Below are 21,772 nucleotides of genomic sequence, written 5' to 3' on the forward strand. Positions count from 1 at the left end.
CCCGCCGCGGACGGCGGGCGCGAGGTGTCAGCGCGGGTCCGGGCCCTGGGTGATGAGGCGTTCGAGCAACTCGTGGAAGTCCTCGCCGACGACGATCCGCACGTCACCGCCCTCCCCGTCCCGGTCGCTGAGCTGGGTGAGCGTGCCGCCGCGCCACCAGAAGACGTACGGGCTGATGGAGCCCGGCGTGTCCGCGTAGCCGGAGGCGGCGAAGGAGGCCATCGCGCCGAGCGCCGGGACGATCGTGGTGTCGCGGATCGGGTGGAAGGCGAGCTGGTGCCGGAACGGCATCGCCACCAGGGCCCCGTGCTCGCCGAGGGGCTGCCCGGTGACGCGCCGTACGACCGTGTCCAGGTCGAGGACGCGGCTCGCCGTGTAGAAGGAGTCGCCGAGGAGCACCTCGAAGCACATGCCGTCCGCGTCCCGTACCGTCTCGTGGCCCTCGACGGGAAGCCCGCGGAGGTTGGCGAGCGCCCGGTCGCGCAGCTGCTCGAGGTCGCCGAGCGGTTCGAGAGCCTCGTCGGTGAGCATCATGACGCTCTCCGGCAGGTCCAGGGCGAGGATCTCGTACAGTCCGGGCGCGACGCTCCGGGCGTAGCCGAAGGTTCCGGGGTCGATGCCGTCGCCGCTGACCACGCGCGGGTAGAGCTGGGCGCGGATCTGCTCGGGCCGGAGGGTGTCGAGTGCGGAGGGGCCGTCCATGGTGCGCAGGACGAGGCCGACGTGCCGCCGGATGAGGCCGGGCCAGGCGCGCGGGCCGCGCCGGTCGTTGTGGCAGACGGCGGCGAGGTTCCCGAGTCCGAACTGGCGGCCGTCGGCGTCGCGGACCAGGTCGGCGTAGACGGTGACTTCCAGGCCGAGTTCGGCGAAGGCCTCACGGACCCGGCTGCGGAAGAGGGCGGCCTCGCGTTCGGAGAAGTACGAGAACTCCGGGTCCCTGGGGACCTCGTCGCCGTCTCGCTTGGGTCCTCGTCGGAACAACCCCACGTCCGCCCGCCTTCCGTCGCTTGGGGAACAGCCTAGGGGTGAGACGTCAGACGCGCAGTCGCCGGAGCAACTCCGCCACGGGGGCGGAGGGTTCGGCGCCGGTGTGGAGGAGTTCGGTGCGGTGGACGAGGCGGGGCGCGCTCAGAGGTACGGCGACGGCGCCCGCGGTCGCCGCGGCGAGGGGGACCGGCAGCAGCGTCAGGCCGTGGCCGGCGGCGGCGAGGGCGCCGAGGGTGCGGATGTCGGTGCCTTCGTAGCGCAGGGCCGTACGGAAGCCGTGGCCGGCCGGTCCGCCGTGCGCGGCGCGCAGCCGGTCGAGCGGGAACCCGGCGTCGGGAGCGTCGAGCCAGCGCGCGTCGACGAGATCCGCGAGCCGCAGCCCCGCCCGCCCGGCGAGCGGATGGCCGGCGGGCAGCACGACGGCGAGCGGTTCTTCGGCGACGCGCACGGCGGTGAGCGGGGCGACGTCGGGGAGCCGCAGGGGGTCGCTGGGCGCGGCGAGTCCGTCGACCAGCCCGAGATCGGCGGCTCCGGTCGCGACCGCGGCCGGCACCTCGTCACGGGGCAGGGTCCGCAGGGTGACCCCGGCGGCGGGCAGGGCGGCGAGGATCCGGGGCCACAGGGCGAGCGGGGCGGCGGCGAGGGTCAGCGTCTCGCGGGGGGCGGCGGAGAACCGGGCGAGGTCGGCCCGGGCCGCGTCGAGGCGGAGGAGGAGGGACCCGGCGTGTTCGAGGAGACGCTCGCCCGCCGGGGTGGGGACGACGGGGCGGCGGCCGAGGAGCGGCAGGCCGAGGTCGTTCTCGAGGGCGGCGATGTGCTGGGAGACGGCGGACTGGGTGTACCCCAGGGCGCGGGCGGCCCCGGAGAAGGAGGCGAGCCGGGCCACGGTGACGTACGTGCGCAGGAGGTGCGGGTCCATGACCATAAGTGTTCACGATGGAGAGTGCAGGAATCATCGTTGGACGTGAACCTCAGAGGCGAGCAGCATGGCCGGCATGACGAAGACAGCCCGCGTCGCCCTGGTCGGTGACCGTTCCCCGCACGTGAAGTCCCATGTCCGGGTGCCTCTGTTGCTGGAGGCTCTGGCCGAGCGCGACGGCCTGGTGCTCGACGCCTACTGGATCCCGACCGGCGACGCGGAGGCGCCCGGCGCGGTGAAGGGCTTCGACGCGGTGTGGGTGCTGCCGGGGAGTCCGTACGCGAGTGAGGCGGGCGCGCTGGCGGCGATCCGCACGGCGCGTGAGGACGGGATTCCCTTCCTCGGCACCTGCGGCGGCTTCCAGCACGCGCTGCTCGAGTTCGCCCGCGGTGTCTGCGGCCTCGGGGCGGCCGCCCATGCGGAGAACGACACGGCGGCGGCCGGCGAGGACCTGCTGATCGCACCGCTCGCCTGCTCCCTGGTGGGCCACGAGGGCGTGGTGCGGGTCACGCCGGGCTCGCTCGCGGAGGCCGTGCTCGGCGCCGAGCGGACGACGGAGCGGTACCACTGCGCGTACGGCCCGGACAGCCGCCACCTGGACACGCTGCGGGCGCACGGACTGCGGTTCACCGGTGAGGACGAGGAGGGCGGGGTCCGGATCGCGGAGCTGCCCGGACACCCGTTCTTCCTTGCGACGCTCTTCCAGCCGGAACTGGCGGGCGACGGCTCGCGCCCGCACCCGGTCGTGCGGGCGCTGGCGCGGGCGGCGGTGGATCGCTAGGGGGTGTCTTGTCGACCAGGCCCGATCAGGGACGTGGTACCGACGTCCTACTGGGCGGCGCGGCCGAGTTCGTGCTGGTGCAGCGCTGCGCGCACGGCGTCGACGAAGCCGTTCCAGAAGTGGGCCTCGTCGGCGGATCCCGTGCCGGCGGTCGCCCGGCGGCCGGAGGCGCTCGTGAAGTCACCGAACATCGCCTTGCGCAGCTCGGTGGACAGCTCCAGCTGAGCGCCGGCTCCCGTGCGGGTGCGGTTGACGATGTTCGCGGGGTCGTCGCCGTTCAGCGGGGAGTCGACGCCCGCGAGGAGCACCGTCACGTCCCGGGCGGCATCGCTGTTCCCGGTGGTGAGTCCGTGTCCGGCGAAGGCCGCCGCGAGGTTGCGCATCAGCCGCGTGTCCCGGCCGCCGATGAGGATCTGCTTGGCCGGGGTGCCCGCGTCGGGGCTGAAGCCGTGCAGGGAGACGGCGTACAGGTTGCCGCCGCAGACGGCCAGCGCGGCCGGGTCGTCGCAGTGGGTCGAGGTGACGTGGAGCGCGCTGGAGGAGGCCAGCCCCTCGAACATCCAGTAGTCGCGTTGCGGCACTCCGGTCAGGGCCGCCGGGGCGGTGCCGGCTCCGGCCGGGGTGTATCCGGCGACGGCGAGGCACAGTTCACTGGTGCCGGCCTCGATGCCACCTCCGTGCGGCGCGATGACGGCCGTGCTGCGAACGGGGTCGCTCGCGGCGCTGACGTTGTCGAAGAGTTCGGCCCGGGGATGGGTGCGGAAGCGCCGCATCCAGTGGACGCCTTCCTGGTACGTCGTGCTGCTGTACAGCGCCGTGTTGGAGGGGAAGTTGTCCGCGGCGGTGGCGGCGGAGGTGGCCGCGGCGGCCGTGCCGCCGTTCCCGGCGAGGTCGTTGAGGAGCGGCAGGCCGGCTGCCGCGGCGGCCATGGAGGTCAGGACGGTGCGCCGACTGGTGCGATTCATGAGGTGATCATCTCTGAGGGCACGGCGCGGGCTCGGGGCAGGTCGCTCATCGGCTCCTCACCTCATGCGGACGACGAGGTGGGCGCGGTCGCGGCCGCGGGCGACGAGCCGGGCGTTGGACTCGTCGGACTCCCGGACCCAGCGCTCGGCGTGGGCCGGGTCCTTGCCGAAGCGGACATGGCGTTCGACGAGGCGGGGCACGCGGCGGTGGTCGTCCAGTTCGAGGTACCAGACCTCGTCGAGGAGGGGCAGGACGGTGGCCCAGGGGCCCTCGTCGTGGAGCAGGTAGTTGCCCTCGGTGATCACGAGCGGGACGTCGGCGGACACGGGTATCGCGTCGGCGACGGGTTCCTCGATCGCGCGGTCGAAGGCGGGGGCGTAGACGGTGGTGCCGGGCTCGGACGCGCGCAGTCGGGCGAGGAGCGCGGCGTACCCGGCGGCGTCGAAGGTGTCGGGCGCGCCCTTGCGCTGTGCGCGCCCGAGCCGCTCCAGCTCGCGCTGGGCCAGATGGAATCCGTCCATCGGTACGAGGGCGGCGAGCCCGTCGAGCCGGGCGACGAGCCGGGCGGCGAGCGTGGACTTCCCGGCGCCCGGTGCCCCGGCGAGCCCCAGGATCCGCCGCCGGCCGGGCACGGCGAGGAGCCGGGCGCGGGCGGTGAGCTCGGCGAGCAGCTGGGCGTCCATGGGCCGCATTCTCCCACCGTTTTGCCCGGGATGAGTCATACGTATAACCTCTTGGAATGTCCTCCATCGCTCTCGTCACCCTCGTCGTCCGTGACTACGACGAGGCCATCGCCTTCTACACCGACGCCCTCGGCTTCGAGCTCGCCGAGGACACCGACCGCGGTGACGGCTCCCGCTGGGTCGTCGTCCGCCCGAAGGGCGCCCCCGCCGGTACGGGCCTCCTCCTGGCCCGCGCGAACGGCCCGGCCCAGGAGAGCGCCGTCGGCGCCCAGACGGGCGGCCGTGTCGGCTTCTTCCTGCACACCGACGACTTCGCCCGCGACCACGCCCGGATGACCACGGCGGGCGTCCGCTTCCTGGAGGAGCCCCGCCACGAGCCGTACGGCTCGGTAGCGGTCTTCGAGGACCTGTACGGCAACCGCTGGGACCTGCTGCAGCCGGCGTCCTGACCCGGAGCGGGCGGGCGTTCGAGACGGCGCCCGCCCCCGCCGTTCCTCACGGCGGGGGCGGGCCGTGGGCCGTTCAGCGCCTGCCCCACCAGGAGCGGCCCTCGGCGCCCCTGCGGATGTCGGTCACGTTGGACGGGAGGCCACCGTCCAGCCAGCCGCTGTGCGGCTGCAGCTGCGTCAGCTGGGCCCGCCAGGGGCCGTCGGCCATTTCCAGGTGCACGATCAGCGGGCCCTCGGGCAGCGGCACGGTCTCCCGTCGCTTGCCGATCTCGTTGACCACGTTCTCGTCCTCGGGCAGGGCCGTCGGATCGTGGTGGCCCGCCAGCTCGTAGAGGTTGACGATGAGGTTGTCGTCGCCGCGGTAGTGGAGGGCCAGATCGGCCGTTCCCCCGGTGTGCAGCAGGACGTCGGGCCCGCGGCACTCCAGCTGGTCCTCCGTCAGGCGCCGCGCCGCCGCCAGCGGCAGCACCTGGAGCCGCCACGGACCGTCCGCCTTCAGCTGCAGCCGCAGCCGTCCGTTGTCGGGGACCTGGACGAGCACCCGACCCTGGAAATCGTCCTCGGTGCTGTTGACGAGGGTGTCCCCCTCCTTGTTGAACCGGGTGAGGGGCCACAGGCCGGTGTACCCGTCACCCTGGACGGCGAGATCGACCACGACCGGCCCGGGCGGAAGCCCCTGCACGGTGATCACGTCGTTGTCCCGGCCGGTCCGGATGTACGGCTCGAAGACCGCGCCGAAGGTCCACTCCCTCGTTCCCCCGCTCGCCGGTACGGGCTCCGGAACCGACCCGGAGACCGGTGCCGGAGCCGGGGCCGGGGCCTGGAACGGGACCGGGGCCAGGGGCAGAGGCGGCGCCGGTGGCTGGAACGGGACCGGCGCCTGGGGCGGCGGCGGGGCGACCGGCACCGCGGCAGGCGGCTGGAACGCAACCGGCGACGGCGGCTGAAGCGTCGGCGGCTGGAGCGGCACCGGCGACGGCGGCTGAACGGGCGCCTGCGCCGGCGCGTCCTGCGCCACGTCCACGCCGTGGTCCGCCACCAGTCCGGCGAGGCCGTTCACGTACCCCTGGCCCACCGCACGGAACTTCCAGCCCCCCGCCCGCCGGTACAGCTCCGCCAGCACCATCGCCGTCTCGCCGCCCGCATCGGTCACCTCGTACCGCACGACCGACGTGCCGTCCGGCGCGAACGCCTCCACCGAGGGCCCCGCCACGTCCCGCAGCGCGCCGCTCTCCGTCGACCCGACCACGAGGACGCGGACGATATCCTCCTCGACGGCGGTGAGGCCGGCCTCCAGCCACACCGTGCCGTTCTCCTCCCCCAACAGCCGCACCGCGCCTGACGGATGGACCGGCGCACCGTGGAAGACGATGTCCCCGTCCCCCCGGACCCTGCCCGTCTGCGTCAGCAGCAGCGCCGCCACGTCCAGCCCGCTCCGTACGGCGATCCGCAACGGCACCGTCGGCACGAAGGCGTTGCTCCCCTTGATCATTCCCCCCACCGAAGCACCGGCCTCTCTCTCGTTTTCCCCTCCGAGATCACTCACCCATGGATCTTCCTGCCGCCCAGCCCCGCGAGACAAGCCCCGTCACGCCCCACGGCCCCACGCCCCACAACGGCCCCACGCCCCACGGCGCCGAAACCCCGAGGCAGACCGACGACGGGACGTGCGAGCATGCCCGGGAGGACATCATCGGACGAGAGCACTTCATGACCTTCACGCGCCACCTGCGGGCCGCCGCGCCCCCCACCGCCGTCTCGGCCGGATTCCTCGCCATGCTCATCGGCGTCACCAGCTCCGTGGCCGTCGTGTTCACGGCCGCCAAGGCGGCCGGGGCCACCTCCGCGGAGCTCACCTCGTGGGTCTTCGCCCTCGGCATCGGCATGGGCGTCACCTGCATAGGTCTCTCCCTGCGCTATCGCGCGCCGATCGTCACGGCCTGGTCGACGCCGGGCGCCGCCCTGCTGGCCACCGGGCTGCAGGGGGTGACGATGGCGCAGGCCGTCGGGGCCTTCCTGCTGTCGGGTGTGCTCATCGTGATCAGCGGGGTCACCGGCTGGTTCGAGCGGATCATGAACCGGATTCCGGTGCCGCTCGCCTCCGCGCTGCTCGCCGGGGTGCTGCTCCAGTTCGGCACCGAGCTCTTCACGCAGATGGAGAGGGACGGCCTCATCGCCGTTCCCATGTTCCTCGCCTATCTGGCGGGCCGGCGTTTCTTCCCCCGGTACGCGGTCGTCATCGCGCTCCTCGCCGGGATCGCGGCGACCGCGTGGCAGGGGTCATGGAAGCTGGACGGCTTCGCGCTCACGCTCGCCGAACCGTTCTTCGTCCGCCCCGAGTTCAGCTGGCAGGTCCTGGTCGGGGTCGGCCTGCCGCTCTTCGCGGTGACGATGGCCTCGCAGAATCTGCCGGGTGTGGCCGTCCTGCGCAACGCCGGTTACTCCACGCCCATCTCGCCCCTGCTGACGTGGACGGGCGGGGTCAACACCGTCCTCGCGCCGTTCGGCTGCTTCGGTCTCAACCTGGCCGCGATCACCGCGGCGATCTGCAGCGGCGAGGCCGCCCACCCCGATCCGCGCAAGCGCTATGTCGCGGGGGTGTGGGCGGGCGTCTTCTACCTTCTCGTCGGGCTGTTCGGCGGAACGGTCGGCTGGCTCCTCACCGCGATGCCGCCGGCCCTGGTGCTGGGCATCGCGGGCATCGGGCTCCTCGGCACCATCGGCAGCTCGCTCACCTCGGCGCTCCTGGACGAGCGGCTGCGCGAGCCGGCCGTGGTGACGCTGCTCGCCACCGCGTCCGGCTTCACGCTCTTCGGGATCGGCTCGACCTTCTGGGGACTCTTGGCGGGCGTCCTGACACTGCTGGTGGGTGACCTCGCCCGCCGCCGGTCCCGTGAGCGATCCGGCCCGGAGTCGGAGAGCACCACCCCCGAGGAAGCGAAGAGCCGCTGACCCTCAGAACGATCGCGCCAGTTCCGCCGCGCGTGCCAGGTGCTCGTCCTTGAGGGCCGCCCACTCCCCCGCGCGCGTCGCCGACCCGCCGAGGACGACGAACTCGCTCGTGCCCGCCCGCTGCCCGATGCGGTCGGTGAGCATGGCGGTCCGCATCGCCTGATGGCACCCGGAGGCCTCGAGCTCTTCGACGGTGTACCCGGCCGTGCACAGCACCAGCGCGTGCCGGGCCCGGAGCCGAATCGGCCCGTACGCGGCCCCGACCGTCCACACGCGGTCGAACCAGCCCTTGAGCCGTGCGGGGCAGTCGGTCCACCACACGGGGTGGACGAACGCCCACGCGTCGGCGGCGCCGAGTCTGGCGTGCTCGGCGGCGACATCGGCGGGGAGGGGCGCGTCGGCCGGACTCGCGCTCGTACTCCTCGCGCGTGAGTTCCGAGCGGAACTCCATCGCGTAGAGGTCCGAGACCGTGTACGTGTGCCCGGCGGCGTCCAGCCCGCCGAGGAAGGCGTCGAGCACCTCGCGCGTGAAGCTGCGCTCGCTCGGGTGCGCGTAGACGACATGGACCGCCGTCATGAGCTCCGGCCGTCCGTACCGCCGGCGAAGAAGCCGGCCAGGACCGGGGCGAGGAGCGTCGGGTCGATGTCGTGGTCCTGGCCGGGGAAGGTGTGCAGGGTGTAGTTCTCGCCGTGTGCGGCGAGCGCCCGCGCGCCGCCCAGCATGTGCGGGGCACCCGCGTCGCCGCTGCCGACGAGCACGGGAATCGTCACGGACCGCCAGCGGTCGGCGGGCAGGGGGCGGCCGGACATGGTGTCGCCCATGATCCGGCCGTCGTAGGGCAGGGTGCGGGCGGTGGCCTCCATGCCGGCCCAGAAGGGGGCCTGCCGCATCCCCGCGACGACCTCGGCGGGCAGGCCCACGGCAGCGGTCAGGAAGTACGCGACGGCGTCGCCGTACGCCTCCCGCTCCACGAGGTCGTCCAGGTGGGCGACGTAGTCGGCGGGCAGCGGCGGCCTGGTCGCGTCGACGACGAACGGCGGTTCGTAGAGGGCGAGTCGCGAGACGGCGCTGCCCCGGGCCACGGCCTCCAGCGCCAGCACGGCCCCGGAGGACATGCCGAAGACCATGGCCTCGCCGCCCGCCCGTCCGATCAGCGCGTCCAGGTCCTCGACCTCGCGCCGCACGTCGTACGGGGCGTTGTCACCGCTGTCGCCGCGGCCCCGGCGGTCGTAGGTGATCACGGTGAAGCGCTCGGCGAGCAGACCGGCGAGTTCGGCGTGATCCCCCCGGGTCATGAAGGCGCCTCCGACGAGCACCACGACAGGGCCGGAGCCCTGCCGCTCGTACGCGATGGCCGTACCGTCGGACGAGAACACCTTTTCCATGCGAAACCCCACTCCGCTCGTGTGCGCCCCCTCGGACGCCACAGCCCCCATGATCTTCAGAACGGCACGGTACAAGCAGGCCGCGGGCGAGGAGAAGCCGTTCTCCGAGAACGGGACGAGCGGGGTCAGCCCCCGTCCGTCTCCGGCTCCGTCGCGGGCGTCAGCCGCAGCGAGATCGAGTTGATGCAGTAGCGCTGGTCCGTCGGCGTCGGGTAGCCCTCACCCTCGAAGACATGGCCCAGGTGCGAGCCGCAGCGGGCGCAGCGCACCTCGGTGCGGACCATTCCGTACGAGCGGTCCTCGATCAGCTCGACGGCGTCGCTGTCCTTCGGGTCGTAGAAGGACGGCCAGCCGCAGTGCGACGCGAACTTCTCCGTCGAGGTGAAGAGCTCCGCGCCGCACGCCCGGCAGGAGTAGACGCCCTGGGTCGTGGTGTCGGTGTACTCACCCCGGAACGCGGGCTCCGTGCCCGCCTGGCGCAGTACCTGGTACTCCGCCGGCGTCAGCTCCGCGCGCCACTGCTCGTCCGGCTTCTCGACGTCGTACGCCATGACTCCACTCCCTCACTTCGTCAGACGGGCGAGGATCCGCGGTCCGAGGTCGGTGACGTCACCCGCGCCCATCGTCAGAACGAGATCACCGGGCTCGGCCATTCCCGCGACGACGTCCGGGACGGTCGCCTTGTCGTGGACCGCCGTCACGTCGGCGCCTGCCTCGCGGGCCGCCGAGATGATCAGCTCGCTGGTGATGCCGGGGATCGGGTCCTCGCGCGCCGGGTAGATGTCGAGGACGACGGACCTGTCGGCGAGGGCGAGCGCGTCGCCCATCTCCTTGCCCAGCTCCTGGGTGCGGGAGAAGAGGTGCGGCTGGAAGACGACGAGGAGGCGCGAGCCCCCCGCGGCGCCGCGCATGGCCTCCAGGTCGGCGGTCATCTCGGTGGGGTGGTGCGCGTACGAGTCGATGACCTGGACCCCGCCCGCCTCGCCCTTGAGCTGGAGGCGGCGGCCGACGCCGGTGTACGCGGTGAGGGCCTCGGCCAGCTCCGCCGGGTCGATGCCCACGCGGGCTCCGGCGGCGAGGGCGGCCGCCGCGTTGTGCGCGTAGTGACGGCCGGGGACGGAGACGGTGAACACGTGCTCGACCCCGTCCATGACGACGGTGACCTCGCTGGTCATCCCGTTCGGGACGATCTTCCGGATCCATACGTCGGAGGTCTCGGACTCGCCGACCGTGACGACGTGGAGGCCGTGGCGGCCGGCGACCCGCCCGGCCAGCTCACGGGCGCCCGCGTGCTCGCCGACGACCAGGGTGCCGCCGGGGCGGATCTTGGCGGTGAACGCCTCGAAGGACTCGTAGATCTCGTCCATCGACGCGTAGTTCGCGTGGTGGTCCAGCTCGACGTTGAGGACGATCGCGACCTCGGGGTCGTACTTCTGGAAGCTCCGGTCGCTCTCGTCCGCCTCGGCCACGAAGACCGCGCCGTCACCGTGGCGAGCGTTGGTGCCCGGGCCCGCGAGGTCGCCGCCGATGGCGTACGAGGGGTCCAGGCCGAGCTCGGTGAGCGCGACGGCCAGCATGGAGGTGGTCGTGGTCTTGCCGTGCGTACCGGCGACGGCGATCGCGCGCAGGCCGTCCATGAGGGAGGCGAGCGCGTCGGAGCGGTGGACGACCGGGATGCCGAGTTCGGCGGCGCGGGCCAGCTCGGGGTTGTCCGCGCGGATGGCGCTGGAGACGACGACGGCGCTGGTGTCGTCGGCGAGGTGGGCGGCGGCGTGCCCGATGTGCACGGTGACGCCGTGGGCGCGCAGCGCCTCGGCGGTCGCGGACTCCTTCGCGTCGCTGCCGGCCACCTTGGCCCCGCGCTGGGCGAGGATCTTCGCGATGCCCGACATTCCGGCACCGCCGATGCCGATGAAGTGCGGCCGTTCCATGGCGGCAGGGATGGCGGGTGCCATGCGGATCTCTCCCCGGGGTGCGACGTACAGGAGGGCCCCAGCCTAGTGGCTCGCCCGGACAGCCCCGGGCACCGAGCCCGGGCCCGTCCGGGCGGCCCGCGTCACCCTCCCCGCGTCACCCTCCGTACGTCACCGCCCGTACGTCACTGCCCGTGCGTCCCGCCCGGACGTCACTCGCTGTGTGCGAACAGCTTCAGGACCGGTACGCCGACCTTGTGGCGCGCCCGGGAGGCCCAGTCCCGGTGGAAGAACTCCTCCACGTAGTGGGGGGCCGTCAGGACGATCACCTCGTCGGCGTCCGACTCGTCGACGACGGCCTTCATCTTGTCGAGGGGGTGGTCCTCGACCACCTGTCCGACCGCCTCGCAGCCGGCGTTCCTGAGGGCCCGGAGGGAGTGTTCCAGAGCCTCCTCCGCGGGGACGCGGGCCGCCTTGCCCTCCGGTTCGTCGCCCTCGCGGGTCGCTTCCTTCAGTTCGCCCAGGGCGACGTCGTCGATGGCGCGCAGCAGTACATCGGCCTGGTCACCACGGGGCTGCATCAGCACGATGAAGGACACGCCCTCGTCGCCGTGCAGGGTGGTGACGAATTCCACGTCGACGGACGTGAGGGGCTTCTCGATCATCAGAACGCTTGTGAACACCTCAGGAGCCCTTCTGCGGAAACCATCCTTCCCCGTGCCCGCACGGGGTCTACGGGGGTAAGTGTGCCCAGCGGAAGCTAACCGGAACGACAAATTCCGCCGCCTGTCAGATCCGACGGTAGCGGGTGAAAAGGAACCCGGCCTCCTCCAGCACCGACGCCACGGCGAACCGTTTCGGGACGGCCACCGGCGGGCCTCCCGCGATCCGTTGCGCGGTGCCCGCCGTCATCGTCGGCGAGACCGTCAGGCACAGCTCGTCGAGCACGTCCGCCGCCACGAACTGGCCGAGCAGCCGGGGTCCGCCCTCGGTCAGCTGACGCCGGAGCCCGCGCTCCGCGAGCGCCTCCACCGCGCGGGCCGGTTCCACCCCTGGTCCGTCGCCCGCGATCACCACCTCCACGCCCGCCCTCCCCGCCGCGTCCACCCGCTCGGCGGACGCCGCGGCACCGGTCAGGACCAGCGTCGGCACCAGGGGCTCGGCGAAGAGCGGAGCCGAGAAATCCAGCTCCAGGGAGGCGCTCACCACGGCGATCGCCGGCGCCGGACCCTGCCCGGCGGCCGCCCGGCGGGCCGCGAACGCGTCCCGCGCACGGGCCGGCCGGTACCCCTCCTGACGTACGGTCTGCGCCCCCACCACGATCACGTCGGCGAGGCCGCGCAGCGTCCCGAAGATCCTCATGTCGGTGTCGGAGGAGAGGGGCTGGGAGCGGCCGTCGTGCTGACCGGCCCCGTCGAGCGAGGAGACCATGTTGGCGCGCAGCCAGCGGCCGCCCGGGGGCAGCTCCGGGTACGGATAGAGGTCGGCCAGCTCGTCGAGGGACCACTCCCGGTCCCCGGCGAAGGCGTCGTCGGCTGTCATGTCCGTCACAGGGAACAGGCGTCGCATCCTCGCAGTCTGACACGGCGCTTACAGTGGGGAACTGTGTCGACCCGTGCCTCCCATGCCTCCCGCGCCCCGCGCGCCGTGACCGAAGCCGCCTCCACCGAAGCGGCCCCGGTCTCCCTCTGCGCGCGGGAGCCCCACGTCCCCGCCGACCGTCTCGTCGCCGAGATGGTCCCGCCGCCGCGCTTCGACTCGGTGCGCTTCGACACCTACATCCCGGACCCGAACCAGCCGAGCCAGACCGACGCGGTCAAGGCCCTCAGCTCCTTCGCCGAGGGTCTCGGCGGCGCCCACGCCAGCGGCGCCGGCAAGCGCGCGGGACTCGGCCGCTGGTTCGCGAGGAGCGCCAAGGCTTCCGTCCCCGCCGGCCCGCGCGGGATCTACCTCGACGGCGGCTACGGCGTCGGCAAGACCCACCTGCTGGCCTCTCTCTGGCACGCCACGCCCGCCGCGCCGGAGCTGAAGGCCTTCGGCACGTTCGTGGAGCTGACGAACCTGGTGGGCGCGCTGGGCTTCCAGCAGACCGTGAAGACCCTCGGCGGACACCGGCTCCTCTGCATCGACGAGTTCGAGCTGGACGACCCGGGCGACACGGTCCTCGTCTCCTCCCTGCTCAGCCGGCTCGTCGAGGCGGGCGTGGCACTGGCCGCCACCTCCAACACGCTGCCCGGCAAGCTGGGCGAGGGCCGGTTCGCCGCCGCCGACTTCCTGCGCGAGATCCAGGGCCTGTCGGCCCACTTCCGCCCGCTGCGGATCGACGGCGAGGACTTCCGCCACCGCGGGCTGCCCGAGGCGCCCGCCCCGTACTCCGACGAGCAGGTGACGAAGGCGGCGTACGCGACCCCGGGCTCCTCGCTCGACGACTTCCCGCACCTGCTGGAGCATCTGGCCAGGGTCCACCCCAGCCGGTACGGCGCGCTCACCGAGGGGCTGAGCGCGGTCTGTCTCACGGACGTTCAGGCGGTCCCGGACCAGTCGACGGCGCTGCGGCTCGTCGTCCTCGCCGACCGGCTGTACGACCGGGAGATACCGGTGCTCGCCTCCGGCCTCCCCTTCGACCGGCTGTTCAGTGAAGAGATGCTGAAGGGCGGGTACCGAAAGAAGTACTTCCGGGCGATCTCCCGGCTCACCGCACTGGCTCGCGACGCAAAGGGACTGGTGGGGCAGTAGGTTGGAGGCCATACCCGATCGAAAGGGATTCATCATGGCCGCAACCCGTTCCGCTCACGCCGTCTGGGAGGGTGACCTCCTCAAGGGCTCGGGCACCGTCTCGCTCGACTCGTCCGGCATCGGCGAGTACCCGGTCTCCTGGCCGGCCCGTACCGACGAGGCGGCGAACGGCAGGACCAGCCCCGAGGAGCTGATCGCCGCCGCGCACTCCTCCTGCTTCAACATGGCCTTCTCCAACATCCTGGCCAAGGCCGGCAACGCGCCGACCCGCCTGGAGACGAAGGCCGACGTCACCTTCGTGCCGGGCCAGGGCATCACGGGCAGCCACCTCACCGTCCGCGGCGAGGTCCCGGGCCTGGACGCGGACGAGTTCCAGTCCCTGGCCGAGGACGCCAAGAAGAACTGCCCGGTGAGCCAGGCCCTGGCGGGAACGACGATCACGCTCACCGCCGAACTCGTCTGATCGTCTGATCCCTCACGTCCCATGAGGCCGTGTCGACCCGCATGGTTCACGTGTCACCACAGTGCGTGATACACACATGCGGGTCACACGTCACATCTGCCTGTCCGCCAACAGGGGAGCTGTTGCCTCATGTCCGCAACACGACGTCAGATCCTGTCCCGCACCGGCGCGTCCGTCGCCGGCATCGTCTTCTCCGGCGCGCTCGGCGAACTCTTCGCGGGAAGCGCCGCGGCGAGCGAACGAGCCGGCTACGGCCCGCTCGTCCCCGACCCCGCCGGGCTCCTCGACCTTCCCGCGGGCTTCCGCTACAAGGTCCTCTCCCGTCAGGGCGATCCTCTCCGCTCCGGCGAAGGCCCGGTCCCCAGCAACCACGACGGCATGGGCGCCTTCGCCGGCCGCCGCGGCCGCGTGCACCTCGTCCGCAACCACGAGAACCGGGTCACCGGGAGAATAGGCGTCCCGACCGTCGCGGAACTGACGTACGACCCCGCCGCCAAGGGCGGCTGTACGGCGCTCGAGCTCGACGGCCGCAACAACGTCCTCGGCGAGCGCGTGGCCATCGCCGGCACCGCCGTGAACTGCGCGGGCGGGCACACCCCTTGGGGCACCTGGCTGACCTGCGAGGAGACCGAGGACAAGGCCGGAACCAACGGCTACACCAAGGACCACGGTTTCATCTTCGAGGTCGACGGCGCCGATCCGCGCCGCACCGGAGCCGTACCGCTCACCGCCATGGGCCGCTTCCAGCACGAGGCGATCGCCGTCGACCCGCGCAGCGGGATCGTGTACGAGACGGAGGACGCCTTCCAGAAGCCCTTCGGGCTCTTCTACCGCTTCCTGCCGGAGAAGCCGCTGGGCGGCCACGGCTCACTGCGCGCGGGCGGGGCCCTGGAGGCCATGCGGGTGCCGGGCGTGCCCGATCTCTCCGTGATCCAGGAGACCGGGGCCCGCTTCGACGGCGTCGAATGGGTGCCCGTGCCGGATCCGCTGGCGACCGAAACTCCCATCAGGCTCCAGGACTTCGGGCCGAAGGGCATCACGCACGCGCAGAAGCTCGAAGGGTGCTATTGGGGTGGCGGCGCGGTGTACTTCGTCTCCAGCTTCGCCCGCACCGGGGACGGATCGGCGGCGACCCACTTCGGCCAGGTGTGGAAGTACGAGCCGCACCGGCGCCGCCTCACGCTCGTCGTGGTCTTCGGACCGAGCACGGACATCCAGCTGCCCGGCGAGTCGCCGGACAACATCTGCCTCGCCCCGGGCGGCGGCCTGATGGTCTCCGAGGACGGTGACGGCGCCCAGCACGTGTACGGAGTGAGCCGGAAGGGGCAGGTGTACGCGATGGCCCGCAACGCGCAGAACATCGGGACCCCAGAGGCCCCGGAGTGGGGCGAGTTCGCGGGCGTCACGTTCTCGCCTGACGGGCGGACGATGTACGTCAACTGCTACGCGCCCGGGACGACGTTCGCCGTGACGGGCCCGTGGTGCTGACGTAGGGGCTCGGCCGGCACCCGGTTCCGGTCGCGTCACGCGTCCCGCGGTGGCGCGGCCGGTCGCGGCTCCCCGGATTCCGTCGCAGGATCGGGGGAAGGCGAGCGACCGACGGGAAGGGGACCGGGGTGCCGAAGAAGCAGCGCACGAAGGCCGGGGACAAGGCCGAGGCCGAGGCCAAGGGCGAGGCGCGGCCCGAGGTCCTGCGGGATGTGCTGCGCGTCCCCGTCGGCGAGCCCGTCGACCTCTCCTCGTACAGCACCTCGCGCCTTCCGGCGGGCCCCGCGGACAAGGCGGCCGGCGTGGAGGCCATGACGGGTCTCGCCCCGCGCCTCGCCGCACTCCAGGAGCGGCTGTACGCGTCGAGCACGGCGGGTGACCGCCGTCGCGTCCTGCTGATCCTTCAAGGCATGGACACCAGTGGCAAGGGCGGCACGATCAAGCACGTGATCGGCTTCCTCAACCCCTCGGGCTGCCGGGTCCGCGCCTTCAAGGCGCCCACGGCCCAGGAGCGGAGCCACCACTTCCTCTGGCGGATCAAGCGGTCGCTGCCGCTGCCGGGCGAGATCGGCATCTTCGACCGCTCGCACTACGAGGACGTCCTGGTCGCCCGGGTCCATGAGCTGGTCCCCGGTCGTGACCTCGGACCCCGCTACGGCGAGATCAACCGCTTCGAGCAGTCCCTCGCCGAGGACGGCGTCACGATCGTCAAGGTCTTCCTCCACCTCTCGTACGAGGAACAGCGCGGCCGCCTCCTGGCCCGCCTCGACAACGCGGACAAGCACTGGAAGTTCGACAGGGGCGACATCCAGGAGCGGGCGCTGTGGCCCGCGTACCAGCGGGCGTACGAGCTGGCGCTGGAGCGGTGCTCGACACCGGAGGCTCCGTGGTACGTGGTTCCGGCCGACCGCAAGTGGTATCGCAACTGGGCCATCAGCACGCTGCTCCTCGAGCATCTCGAGGAGCTCGATCCGCAGTACCCGAAGGGCGACTTCGACGTGGCGGAGTGCCGCAAGCAGCTGCTCGCTTCTTGATCGGCTAGTTTCCGTGAGTGACCATTTCTGTACGAAGATTGTCGGCGCTCGCCCTGCTGGGCGCCGTACTCGTCGGCTGTGGCGGGGGCACGGCCGACACCGCGACACCTCCTGACGCCCCGCCCGCAGCGCCGGGCACGAGCGCGTCCCCGTCCCCGCGCACGAGCGCGAGCGCCGCGCCCGGGCCGGCGACCGTGCGCAAGGCGCCGCCCACCATGGCGCCCGGCCCTGCGGGCCTCACCCCGGTGTTCGAGCGGGGGCGCACGGGCGGGGACATGGTCGTCGCGCTCACCTTCGACGCCGACATGACGGCCGACCAGGGGCCACGCGCCGCGGGCGGGGAGCGCTTCGACAATCCGCGGCTGATCGAGACCCTGCGGCGGCTGAAGGTCGACTCGACCGTCTTCATGACCGGCCGCTGGGCCGAGGAGTACCCGGACCAGGCCCGCTCCATCGGCACCGACCCCCGCTTCGAGATCGCCAACCACTCCTACAGCCACTACGCCTTCGCCTCGCCCTGCTACGGCCTGCCGACGGTGGCGAGGCCGGACATGGCCGGGGACGTACGGCGGGCCTTCGACGCGTTCCGCAAGGCCGGGGCGCGCAATGTCGTGCCGTACTTCCGCTTCCCCGGCGGCTGCTACGACGACGAGGCGCTGCGCGCGCTCGCCCCGGCGAAGGTCACGGCGGTGCAGTGGGACGTGGTCAGCGGCGACGCGTTCGCCAAGGACGGTGACGCCGTCGCCCGCCAGGTCCTCGACGGCGTGCGGCCCGGCTCGCTCGTGGTCCTGCACTGCACTCGCAGCGCCGCGCCCGTCACGGAGCAGGCGGTCCGCCGGATCGTCCCCGAACTGCGCGCCAGGGGCTACCGCTTCGTCAAGGTCTCCGAGCTGATGGCGGGCGCGACCCAGGTGTATTGACCCCTGGGTCCTCAACCCGAGCAGGCGATGCGCTCGGCCTCCCGCCACTCGCAGACCGGGCAGAGGGTGATCCCCTTGGCCGACTCGGGGTACTCGGTCGGCTTCCGGCACAGCACGCACTCCGCGAACGGTCCGCCGGCGGCCGGCGTCGCCGCCTCCGTCGCCTCGGTGGGCTCGCGGTACGACCTGTCCTCGTCCATGTCTTCGAGCGTACTCACTCCCGCCGGGCGGTTGCTCCGGTGCTCACGGCCACCGCGGCGGCGGCCGTGGCCAGGGCCCCCACGAGGGCGAGCCAGGGCATGGCGACGGTCGCGGTGCGCGCGCCGCCGACCAGGCCCGTCACCGCGTACGCCGCCGGTGATCCGGGCGTCACCAGCGCCAGGAGCGAGCCGAGGACGAGCGTCGCGAGCGACCGGCCGCGGGAGCGGACGAGCGGCCGGGTGGTGAGGACGCCCACGGCGGCGCCGGTCAGGACGCAGACCGCGGTGGCGAGGAGCCCCGCGGCCCCGGCCCCGACGGCGTCGGTGCCCCGGAGGTCGCTCAGCGCCGTCACCCCGAGGACGGCGACGACGCCCAGGAGCGCGGCGCAGGCCACGGCGGTCAGGACCGCCGCCAGGTGGGCCCGTTCCCGCCCCGCCGCGGCCGCCACCACGGCGCGCGCGGCGGCAGGTTCCTGGCCGAGGCAGATCCGTACGAACCACGCGGCGACGGGGAGCAGGGCGGCGGCCGTGTAGCCGAGGGCGCCCAGCACGGGCTCGCCCGCTTGCACGCCGACGCCGAGGAACACCGCGTACAGCAGCAGCGGTGCGAGCCAGCGCTGGGAGCGCAGGAGCAGGTCGGCCTGGTATCGGAGGAGTGCGGTCATACCCGGGCGCCTTCGGTGCGCAGCTCGTGGATGTGCCAGGAGGCTTCGAGCAGGGCTCGGAGCAGTCCGTCGGAGTGCTCCGCGTCGACGATGACGGCCGTGGTGCCGTCGGCCCCGGACTCGGCCCCGGGCCCGGCGCCGGGCGGGGCCCACTGCTCGTACACGGGCGACCCGGGCAGCCCGTCGGGGAGCCCCGTCCCACCGGAGACCACGATCCGGACGCGGGCCCGCGCGCCGCTCCTGTCGGGCCGGGGACCACCGGGCCGCACGCGCCCCGCCTCCACCGCGAACGCGGTGTCGGCCTCCCCCGCGAGCCGCCGCGGATCGTGGTCGACGAAGACGACCGTGGAGCCCGCGGCGACCCGCTCGCGGACGGCGCGGTCCAGTTCCCGCCGCGCGGCCGTGTCGAGGCCGGTCCACGCCTCGTCGAGAACCACCAGGTCCGGGCCGGCGAGCAGGGCCTGGGCGACGGCGACCTTCTGGCTGGTGCCCTTGGAGAGCTGGGCGAGCGGCGTGCCCGCGAAGGCACCCGCGCCGAACCGCTCCAGCCACTCCCCCGCCCCGGCCGCCGCCTCGGCCCGGCCGAGCCCCTGGACGCGCCCGAGATGGACGAGATATCCGCGTGCGGTGAGGGGCAGGGCGGCGGGGAACCGCTCGGGGACGTAGGCCGTGCGCCGGGGCCGGCCGGTGATCCGGCCCTCCGTCGGCGCGTCGATCCCCGCGATCAGTCGGAGCAGCGTCGACTTGCCCGTGCCGTTGGTGCCCGTGATCCGGACGAGGGCGCCCGCGGGCAGGGCGAGATCGACCTCGCGCAGCACCCATGGGCCGCGCGGGCCGTAACGGCGCCCCACTCCGTCGAACCGCACGACCGGGCTCAGCCGGACGACGCCTTCTTCTGCGGAGTGACCTCGCTGGGCCGGACGACGACGAATCCCTCGCCGTCCAGTCTCAGCTGGACGGCCTCGCCGGAGCCGCCGCGGATCATCGAGCCGAGGGACTGCGAGCGGTGCAGCGAGGTCTGGAGCCGGTCGCTCCAGCCGACGACGGCGTCGGTGTCGACACACACGGGGGCCTGCGGCGTGACGGGGATGACGATCGGGCTGCCCTCGCAGACCAGGGCGATCTTGCCCTGTCCGGTGAAGACGCTGTTGAAGAGTCCGCCGCCGGCCATGCCCGCGCCCTTCACGGTCCTGATCTCGTAGCCGAGGGTGGAGTCGAAGCAGAGGACGTTGCGGCCGTTCACGGTGAAGGCGTCGTTCTGCTCGATCTCGACGATGAAGCAGTTCTGCGCCTCGTGCGCGAACCACGCCTCGCCCTGGCCGCGGACGGCCATCAGCGCCAGGCCCTCGCCGGTGACGGCGCGCTTGAGCAGGCCGCCGAGGCCCTGGCTCTTGTGCTCGAACCGGAGGTCGCCACGGAAGGCGATCATGGAACCCTGCCGGGCCTGCATCTCGCCGTTGACGGCGTACTTGACGCACTTGGCGTTCTGCAGGGTCATGCCAGGGAACGTCGCGGTCTCGGCAAGGTTCTCCGTGGCGAAAAGATCGCTCTTCATGGGGTGCATCCTGTCCCGGAACCTCCGATTCCTACAAGGATCGCTTTCCGGGCCCCCGTCACCCCGATGGCAGACTTGCCGGGTGAGCAGCAACGAGACCGACATCCGTGACGAGAAGCCCCAGTTCGTCCTCCCGCTGGTGGTACGGATCGAGCGGGCCGAGCCCCCGGCCCGTACCGACGCCCTGGAGACGGCGGCCCGCGCCGTCCTGGAGATCCTCGCCGACGACCGCGCGCACGGCGACGGCGAGTGGGCGCGGGCCATGACCGACTGGCAGGACGCCCGGATCCGCAAGGTCGTGCGCCGGGCGCGCGGAGGGGAGTGGCGGCGCGCAGAGGCGCTCCCCGGCATCACGGTGACGGGTGAGGCGGCGGAGGTACGGGTGTTTCCGCCGGTCCCGCTGGACGGCTGGCCCAAGGAGCTGGCGAAGCTCCAGGTGTCCGGCACCGACCTGGAGGACCCGGCCGCGCCCGCCGCGCCGCGGCCCGGGGCGGCGCTGCTGTGGCTCAACCCGGACCTGGAGATGTCCGCGGGCAAGGCGATGGCCCAGGCGGGGCACGGAGCGCAGCTGCTGTGGTGGGAGATGACGGAGGCGGACCGCAAGGCGTGGCGGGAGGCCGGCTTCCCGCTGGCGGTGCGGACGGCCGATCCGGCGCGCTGGGCGGAGCTGACCACGAGCGGGCTGCCGGTGGTGCGGGACGCCGGGTTCACGGAGATCGCGCCCGGTTCGTGCACGGTCGTGTCGGCGTTCCCGGAACTCGGCGGGCTCGACCGGCTCGGCGGCTGAACACGGCCGTTGAACACGGCCGTCCCCCCGTACGTATCTCCCGATACCGCCAAGCGGCTTGAACGGCAGCGTCGTTGCAGGTTCAGTCTGCGGTGACCGACTTCGAAACGTACGGGAGACACCTTGTCGCTACGCGTCAACGGGACGGCACTCATCATCGCGGCACTCGTCGCGACGGTCGGCGCGATCGCCTTCCCCGTCTGGTCCTACGCCGACCGCTCGGGAACCGGCCAGGCCAATCTGAACGTGTCGAGCGTGGCCACTCAGTGGGGGCCGCTGTCGGCCACCGACCGTGACTTCCTGGTCAAGGTGCGGCTGGCCGGCCTCTGGGAGCTCCCGGCCGGCCAGCAGGCCATCCAACGCGCCCCGAGCCGGGCGATGGTGGAGTGCGGCGACCACCTCGTCGTCGGCCACACGGACCTGGACCGGCGGGCCCGGGACGTGGCGGCGAAGCTCGGCGTGGAGCTGCCGAACCAGCCGACCGAGCAGCAGCAGGGCTGGCTGCGGGAGCTGACGGCGGCGAGCGGGGAGGAGTACGAGCGGAAGTTCGCGAACCTGCTGCGCAACGCGCACGGCAAGGTGTTCGCGCTGATCGCGGAGGTCAGGCACACCACGCGCAACACACTGATCCGGCAACTTGCGAGCGACGCGAACCAGACGGTGCTGGACCACATCACCATGCTGGAGGCGACCGGGATGGTCGACCACGACGCGCTGGCGAACGAGGCGGCCGGCCGGAAGACGGCGCCGCCGACCGGGCCGCCGGTGGTGCCCTCGCCGGCCGTCCCCTCGCCGGTACGCCCCTCGGGAACGGACCAGTCGTTCACCTCGCGGCCGGTGCCCGAGGCGGGGATCGTGACACCGCATTCCCAGCCGTAACCCCCTCGT

Annotated in this window: 24 protein-coding genes and 1 pseudogene; 10 read left to right on the plus strand and 15 right to left on the minus strand. The window is 72.8% G+C overall.

All coding sequences use genetic code 11. From position 1 onward, the window contains the following. Positions 1-27: 27 nt before the first annotated feature. On the minus strand, positions 28-987 hold the full coding sequence (locus ACZ4VW_RS23780; RefSeq protein WP_467965566.1) for a DUF1444 domain-containing protein: 960 nt from the start codon (positions 985-987) through the stop codon (positions 28-30). Positions 988-1,033: 46 nt separating this feature from the next. Further along, positions 1,034-1,906, minus strand: coding sequence for a LysR family transcriptional regulator (locus ACZ4VW_RS23785; RefSeq protein ID WP_467965568.1), 873 nt, complete (start codon positions 1,904-1,906; stop codon positions 1,034-1,036). Positions 1,907-1,982: 76 nt separating this feature from the next. Between ACZ4VW_RS23785 and ACZ4VW_RS23790 the strand changes: the two genes are divergently transcribed. Further along, positions 1,983-2,687, plus strand: a complete 705-nt coding sequence (locus tag ACZ4VW_RS23790; protein WP_467965570.1) for a CTP synthase C-terminal region-related (seleno)protein — start codon at positions 1,983-1,985, stop codon at positions 2,685-2,687. Positions 2,688-2,734: 47 nt separating this feature from the next. Here the strand turns inward: ACZ4VW_RS23790 and ACZ4VW_RS23795 are convergent, their stop codons facing one another. Together ACZ4VW_RS23795 and ACZ4VW_RS23800 are read right to left on the minus strand one after the other, a co-directional pair. Then, a complete protein-coding gene (locus ACZ4VW_RS23795; RefSeq protein WP_467965572.1) occupies positions 2,735-3,652 on the minus strand; it encodes a poly-gamma-glutamate hydrolase family protein in 918 nt (305 codons plus the stop codon). A 57-nt stretch (positions 3,653-3,709) separates the two neighbouring features. Beyond that, a complete protein-coding gene (locus ACZ4VW_RS23800) occupies positions 3,710-4,345 on the minus strand; it encodes a nucleoside/nucleotide kinase family protein (protein ID WP_467965574.1) in 636 nt (211 codons plus the stop codon). Between the two features lie 47 nt (positions 4,346-4,392). Here ACZ4VW_RS23800 and ACZ4VW_RS23805 point away from each other — a divergent pair, with 47 nt between their 5' ends. Next, a complete protein-coding gene (locus tag ACZ4VW_RS23805; protein ID WP_467965576.1) occupies positions 4,393-4,785 on the plus strand; it encodes a VOC family protein in 393 nt (130 codons plus the stop codon). Between the two features lie 73 nt (positions 4,786-4,858). Here the strand turns inward: ACZ4VW_RS23805 and ACZ4VW_RS23810 are convergent, their stop codons facing one another. Beyond that, positions 4,859-6,277 (minus strand): TerD family protein, encoded by a 1,419-nt coding sequence (locus ACZ4VW_RS23810; protein ID WP_467965578.1) that lies wholly within the window; start codon positions 6,275-6,277, stop codon positions 4,859-4,861. Between the two features lie 218 nt (positions 6,278-6,495). On the opposite strand from ACZ4VW_RS23810, the gene ACZ4VW_RS23815 reads away from it, so the two are divergent. Then, positions 6,496-7,737 carry a benzoate/H(+) symporter BenE family transporter gene (locus ACZ4VW_RS23815; protein WP_467965580.1) on the plus strand — a complete coding sequence of 414 codons (1,242 nt, stop codon included), beginning with the start codon at positions 6,496-6,498 and terminating at the stop codon, positions 7,735-7,737. Between the two features lie 3 nt (positions 7,738-7,740). On the opposite strand, the pseudogene ACZ4VW_RS23820 reads toward ACZ4VW_RS23815, so the two are convergent. The 6 genes and pseudogenes from ACZ4VW_RS23820 to ACZ4VW_RS23845 all read right to left on the minus strand — a co-directional run bounded on the left by ACZ4VW_RS23820 (position 7,741) and on the right by ACZ4VW_RS23845 (position 12,605). Beyond that, positions 7,741-8,314 (minus strand): annotated as a pseudogene (locus ACZ4VW_RS23820) (NAD(P)H-dependent oxidoreductase). Continuing rightward, positions 8,311-9,123: an alpha/beta fold hydrolase gene (locus ACZ4VW_RS23825; protein ID WP_467965582.1), complete on the minus strand. Its 813-nt coding sequence runs from the start codon at positions 9,121-9,123 to the stop codon at positions 8,311-8,313. The pseudogene ACZ4VW_RS23820 and the gene ACZ4VW_RS23825 overlap by 4 nt, the downstream one beginning before the upstream one ends. A 125-nt stretch (positions 9,124-9,248) precedes the next feature. Then, the gene (gene msrB, locus ACZ4VW_RS23830) at positions 9,249-9,674 is read right to left on the minus strand and encodes a peptide-methionine (R)-S-oxide reductase MsrB (RefSeq protein WP_467965584.1); all 426 of its coding nucleotides are present in this window, start codon (positions 9,672-9,674) and stop codon (positions 9,249-9,251) included. A gap of 12 nt (positions 9,675-9,686) precedes the next feature. Next, positions 9,687-11,078 carry a UDP-N-acetylmuramate--L-alanine ligase gene (murC, locus tag ACZ4VW_RS23835; RefSeq protein WP_467965586.1) on the minus strand — a complete coding sequence of 464 codons (1,392 nt, stop codon included), beginning with the start codon at positions 11,076-11,078 and terminating at the stop codon, positions 9,687-9,689. Between the two features lie 170 nt (positions 11,079-11,248). Then, positions 11,249-11,719: an indole-3-glycerol phosphate synthase gene (locus ACZ4VW_RS23840; protein ID WP_467965588.1), complete on the minus strand. Its 471-nt coding sequence runs from the start codon at positions 11,717-11,719 to the stop codon at positions 11,249-11,251. Positions 11,720-11,825: 106 nt separating this feature from the next. Continuing rightward, entirely contained in the window at positions 11,826-12,605 is a 780-nt protein-coding gene (locus ACZ4VW_RS23845) for a pyrimidine reductase family protein (RefSeq protein WP_467965590.1), read from the minus strand. Between the two features lie 78 nt (positions 12,606-12,683). Between ACZ4VW_RS23845 and zapE the strand changes: the two genes are divergently transcribed. The 5 genes from zapE to ACZ4VW_RS23870 all read left to right on the plus strand — a co-directional run bounded on the left by zapE (position 12,684) and on the right by ACZ4VW_RS23870 (position 17,677). Beyond that, positions 12,684-13,772, plus strand: a complete 1,089-nt coding sequence (zapE, locus tag ACZ4VW_RS23850) for a cell division protein ZapE (RefSeq protein WP_467965746.1) — start codon at positions 12,684-12,686, stop codon at positions 13,770-13,772. Positions 13,773-13,806: 34 nt separating this feature from the next. Next, complete coding sequence (locus tag ACZ4VW_RS23855) at positions 13,807-14,235, plus strand: OsmC family protein (protein WP_467965592.1); 429 nt, start codon at positions 13,807-13,809, stop codon at positions 14,233-14,235. A 129-nt stretch (positions 14,236-14,364) separates the two neighbouring features. Next, on the plus strand, positions 14,365-15,723 hold the full coding sequence (locus tag ACZ4VW_RS23860; protein WP_467965594.1) for an alkaline phosphatase PhoX: 1,359 nt from the start codon (positions 14,365-14,367) through the stop codon (positions 15,721-15,723). A gap of 203 nt (positions 15,724-15,926) precedes the next feature. Then, on the plus strand, positions 15,927-16,757 hold the full coding sequence (locus ACZ4VW_RS23865; protein ID WP_467965748.1) for a PPK2 family polyphosphate kinase: 831 nt from the start codon (positions 15,927-15,929) through the stop codon (positions 16,755-16,757). 38 nt (positions 16,758-16,795) lie between these two features. Beyond that, on the plus strand, positions 16,796-17,677 hold the full coding sequence (locus ACZ4VW_RS23870) for a polysaccharide deacetylase family protein (protein ID WP_467965596.1): 882 nt from the start codon (positions 16,796-16,798) through the stop codon (positions 17,675-17,677). 11 nt (positions 17,678-17,688) lie between these two features. On the opposite strand, the gene ACZ4VW_RS23875 is transcribed toward ACZ4VW_RS23870, so the two are convergent. The 4 genes from ACZ4VW_RS23875 to ACZ4VW_RS23890 are packed head-to-tail and all read right to left on the minus strand — an operon-like array spanning position 17,689 to position 20,097. After that, the gene (locus tag ACZ4VW_RS23875) at positions 17,689-17,877 is read right to left on the minus strand and encodes a hypothetical protein (protein ID WP_467965598.1); all 189 of its coding nucleotides are present in this window, start codon (positions 17,875-17,877) and stop codon (positions 17,689-17,691) included. Between the two features lie 14 nt (positions 17,878-17,891). Then, positions 17,892-18,542: an ABC transporter gene (locus ACZ4VW_RS23880; protein WP_467965600.1), complete on the minus strand. Its 651-nt coding sequence runs from the start codon at positions 18,540-18,542 to the stop codon at positions 17,892-17,894. Continuing rightward, the gene (locus ACZ4VW_RS23885; RefSeq protein WP_467965602.1) at positions 18,539-19,408 is read right to left on the minus strand and encodes an ABC transporter ATP-binding protein; all 870 of its coding nucleotides are present in this window, start codon (positions 19,406-19,408) and stop codon (positions 18,539-18,541) included. Before ACZ4VW_RS23885 ends, ACZ4VW_RS23880 begins: the two co-directional genes overlap by 4 nt. Positions 19,409-19,416: 8 nt before the next feature. Then, positions 19,417-20,097, minus strand: a complete 681-nt coding sequence (locus ACZ4VW_RS23890; protein WP_467965604.1) for an AIM24 family protein — start codon at positions 20,095-20,097, stop codon at positions 19,417-19,419. Between the two features lie 82 nt (positions 20,098-20,179). Between ACZ4VW_RS23890 and ACZ4VW_RS23895 the strand changes: the two genes are divergently transcribed. Further along, complete coding sequence (locus ACZ4VW_RS23895; protein ID WP_467965606.1) at positions 20,180-20,884, plus strand: peptidyl-tRNA hydrolase; 705 nt, start codon at positions 20,180-20,182, stop codon at positions 20,882-20,884. Between the two features lie 123 nt (positions 20,885-21,007). Then, entirely contained in the window at positions 21,008-21,763 is a 756-nt protein-coding gene (locus tag ACZ4VW_RS23900) for a DUF4142 domain-containing protein (protein ID WP_467965608.1), read from the plus strand. Positions 21,764-21,772 lie beyond the last annotated feature (9 nt).

The organism is Streptomyces sp. NPDC029139 (assembly GCF_055564335.1).

What these genes read in the sequence shown, in the direction of transcription:
- ACZ4VW_RS23825 (WP_467965582.1), bottom strand. Translation starts at nt 9,123, where the DNA reads ATGGAAAAGGTGTTCTCGTCCGACGGTACGGCCATCGCGTACGAGCGG.
- ACZ4VW_RS23815 (WP_467965580.1), top strand. Translation starts at nt 6,496, where the DNA reads ATGACCTTCACGCGCCACCTGCGGGCCGCCGCGCCCCCCACCGCCGTC.
- ACZ4VW_RS23880 (WP_467965600.1), bottom strand. Translation starts at nt 18,542, where the DNA reads ATGACCGCACTCCTCCGATACCAGGCCGACCTGCTCCTGCGCTCCCAG.
- ACZ4VW_RS23785 (WP_467965568.1), bottom strand. Translation starts at nt 1,906, where the DNA reads ATGGACCCGCACCTCCTGCGCACGTACGTCACCGTGGCCCGGCTCGCC.
- ACZ4VW_RS23860 (WP_467965594.1), top strand. Translation starts at nt 14,365, where the DNA reads ATGTCCGCAACACGACGTCAGATCCTGTCCCGCACCGGCGCGTCCGTC.
- ACZ4VW_RS23875 (WP_467965598.1), bottom strand. Translation starts at nt 17,877, where the DNA reads ATGGACGAGGACAGGTCGTACCGCGAGCCCACCGAGGCGACGGAGGCG.
- murC (WP_467965586.1), bottom strand. Translation starts at nt 11,078, where the DNA reads ATGGCACCCGCCATCCCTGCCGCCATGGAACGGCCGCACTTCATCGGC.
- ACZ4VW_RS23855 (WP_467965592.1), top strand. Translation starts at nt 13,807, where the DNA reads ATGGCCGCAACCCGTTCCGCTCACGCCGTCTGGGAGGGTGACCTCCTC.
- ACZ4VW_RS23805 (WP_467965576.1), top strand. Translation starts at nt 4,393, where the DNA reads ATGTCCTCCATCGCTCTCGTCACCCTCGTCGTCCGTGACTACGACGAG.
- ACZ4VW_RS23800 (WP_467965574.1), bottom strand. Translation starts at nt 4,345, where the DNA reads ATGCGGCCCATGGACGCCCAGCTGCTCGCCGAGCTCACCGCCCGCGCC.
- ACZ4VW_RS23890 (WP_467965604.1), bottom strand. Translation starts at nt 20,097, where the DNA reads ATGAAGAGCGATCTTTTCGCCACGGAGAACCTTGCCGAGACCGCGACG.
- ACZ4VW_RS23795 (WP_467965572.1), bottom strand. Translation starts at nt 3,652, where the DNA reads ATGAATCGCACCAGTCGGCGCACCGTCCTGACCTCCATGGCCGCCGCG.
- msrB (WP_467965584.1), bottom strand. Translation starts at nt 9,674, where the DNA reads ATGGCGTACGACGTCGAGAAGCCGGACGAGCAGTGGCGCGCGGAGCTG.
- ACZ4VW_RS23810 (WP_467965578.1), bottom strand. Translation starts at nt 6,277, where the DNA reads ATGATCAAGGGGAGCAACGCCTTCGTGCCGACGGTGCCGTTGCGGATC.
- ACZ4VW_RS23790 (WP_467965570.1), top strand. Translation starts at nt 1,983, where the DNA reads ATGACGAAGACAGCCCGCGTCGCCCTGGTCGGTGACCGTTCCCCGCAC.
- ACZ4VW_RS23845 (WP_467965590.1), bottom strand. Translation starts at nt 12,605, where the DNA reads ATGCGACGCCTGTTCCCTGTGACGGACATGACAGCCGACGACGCCTTC.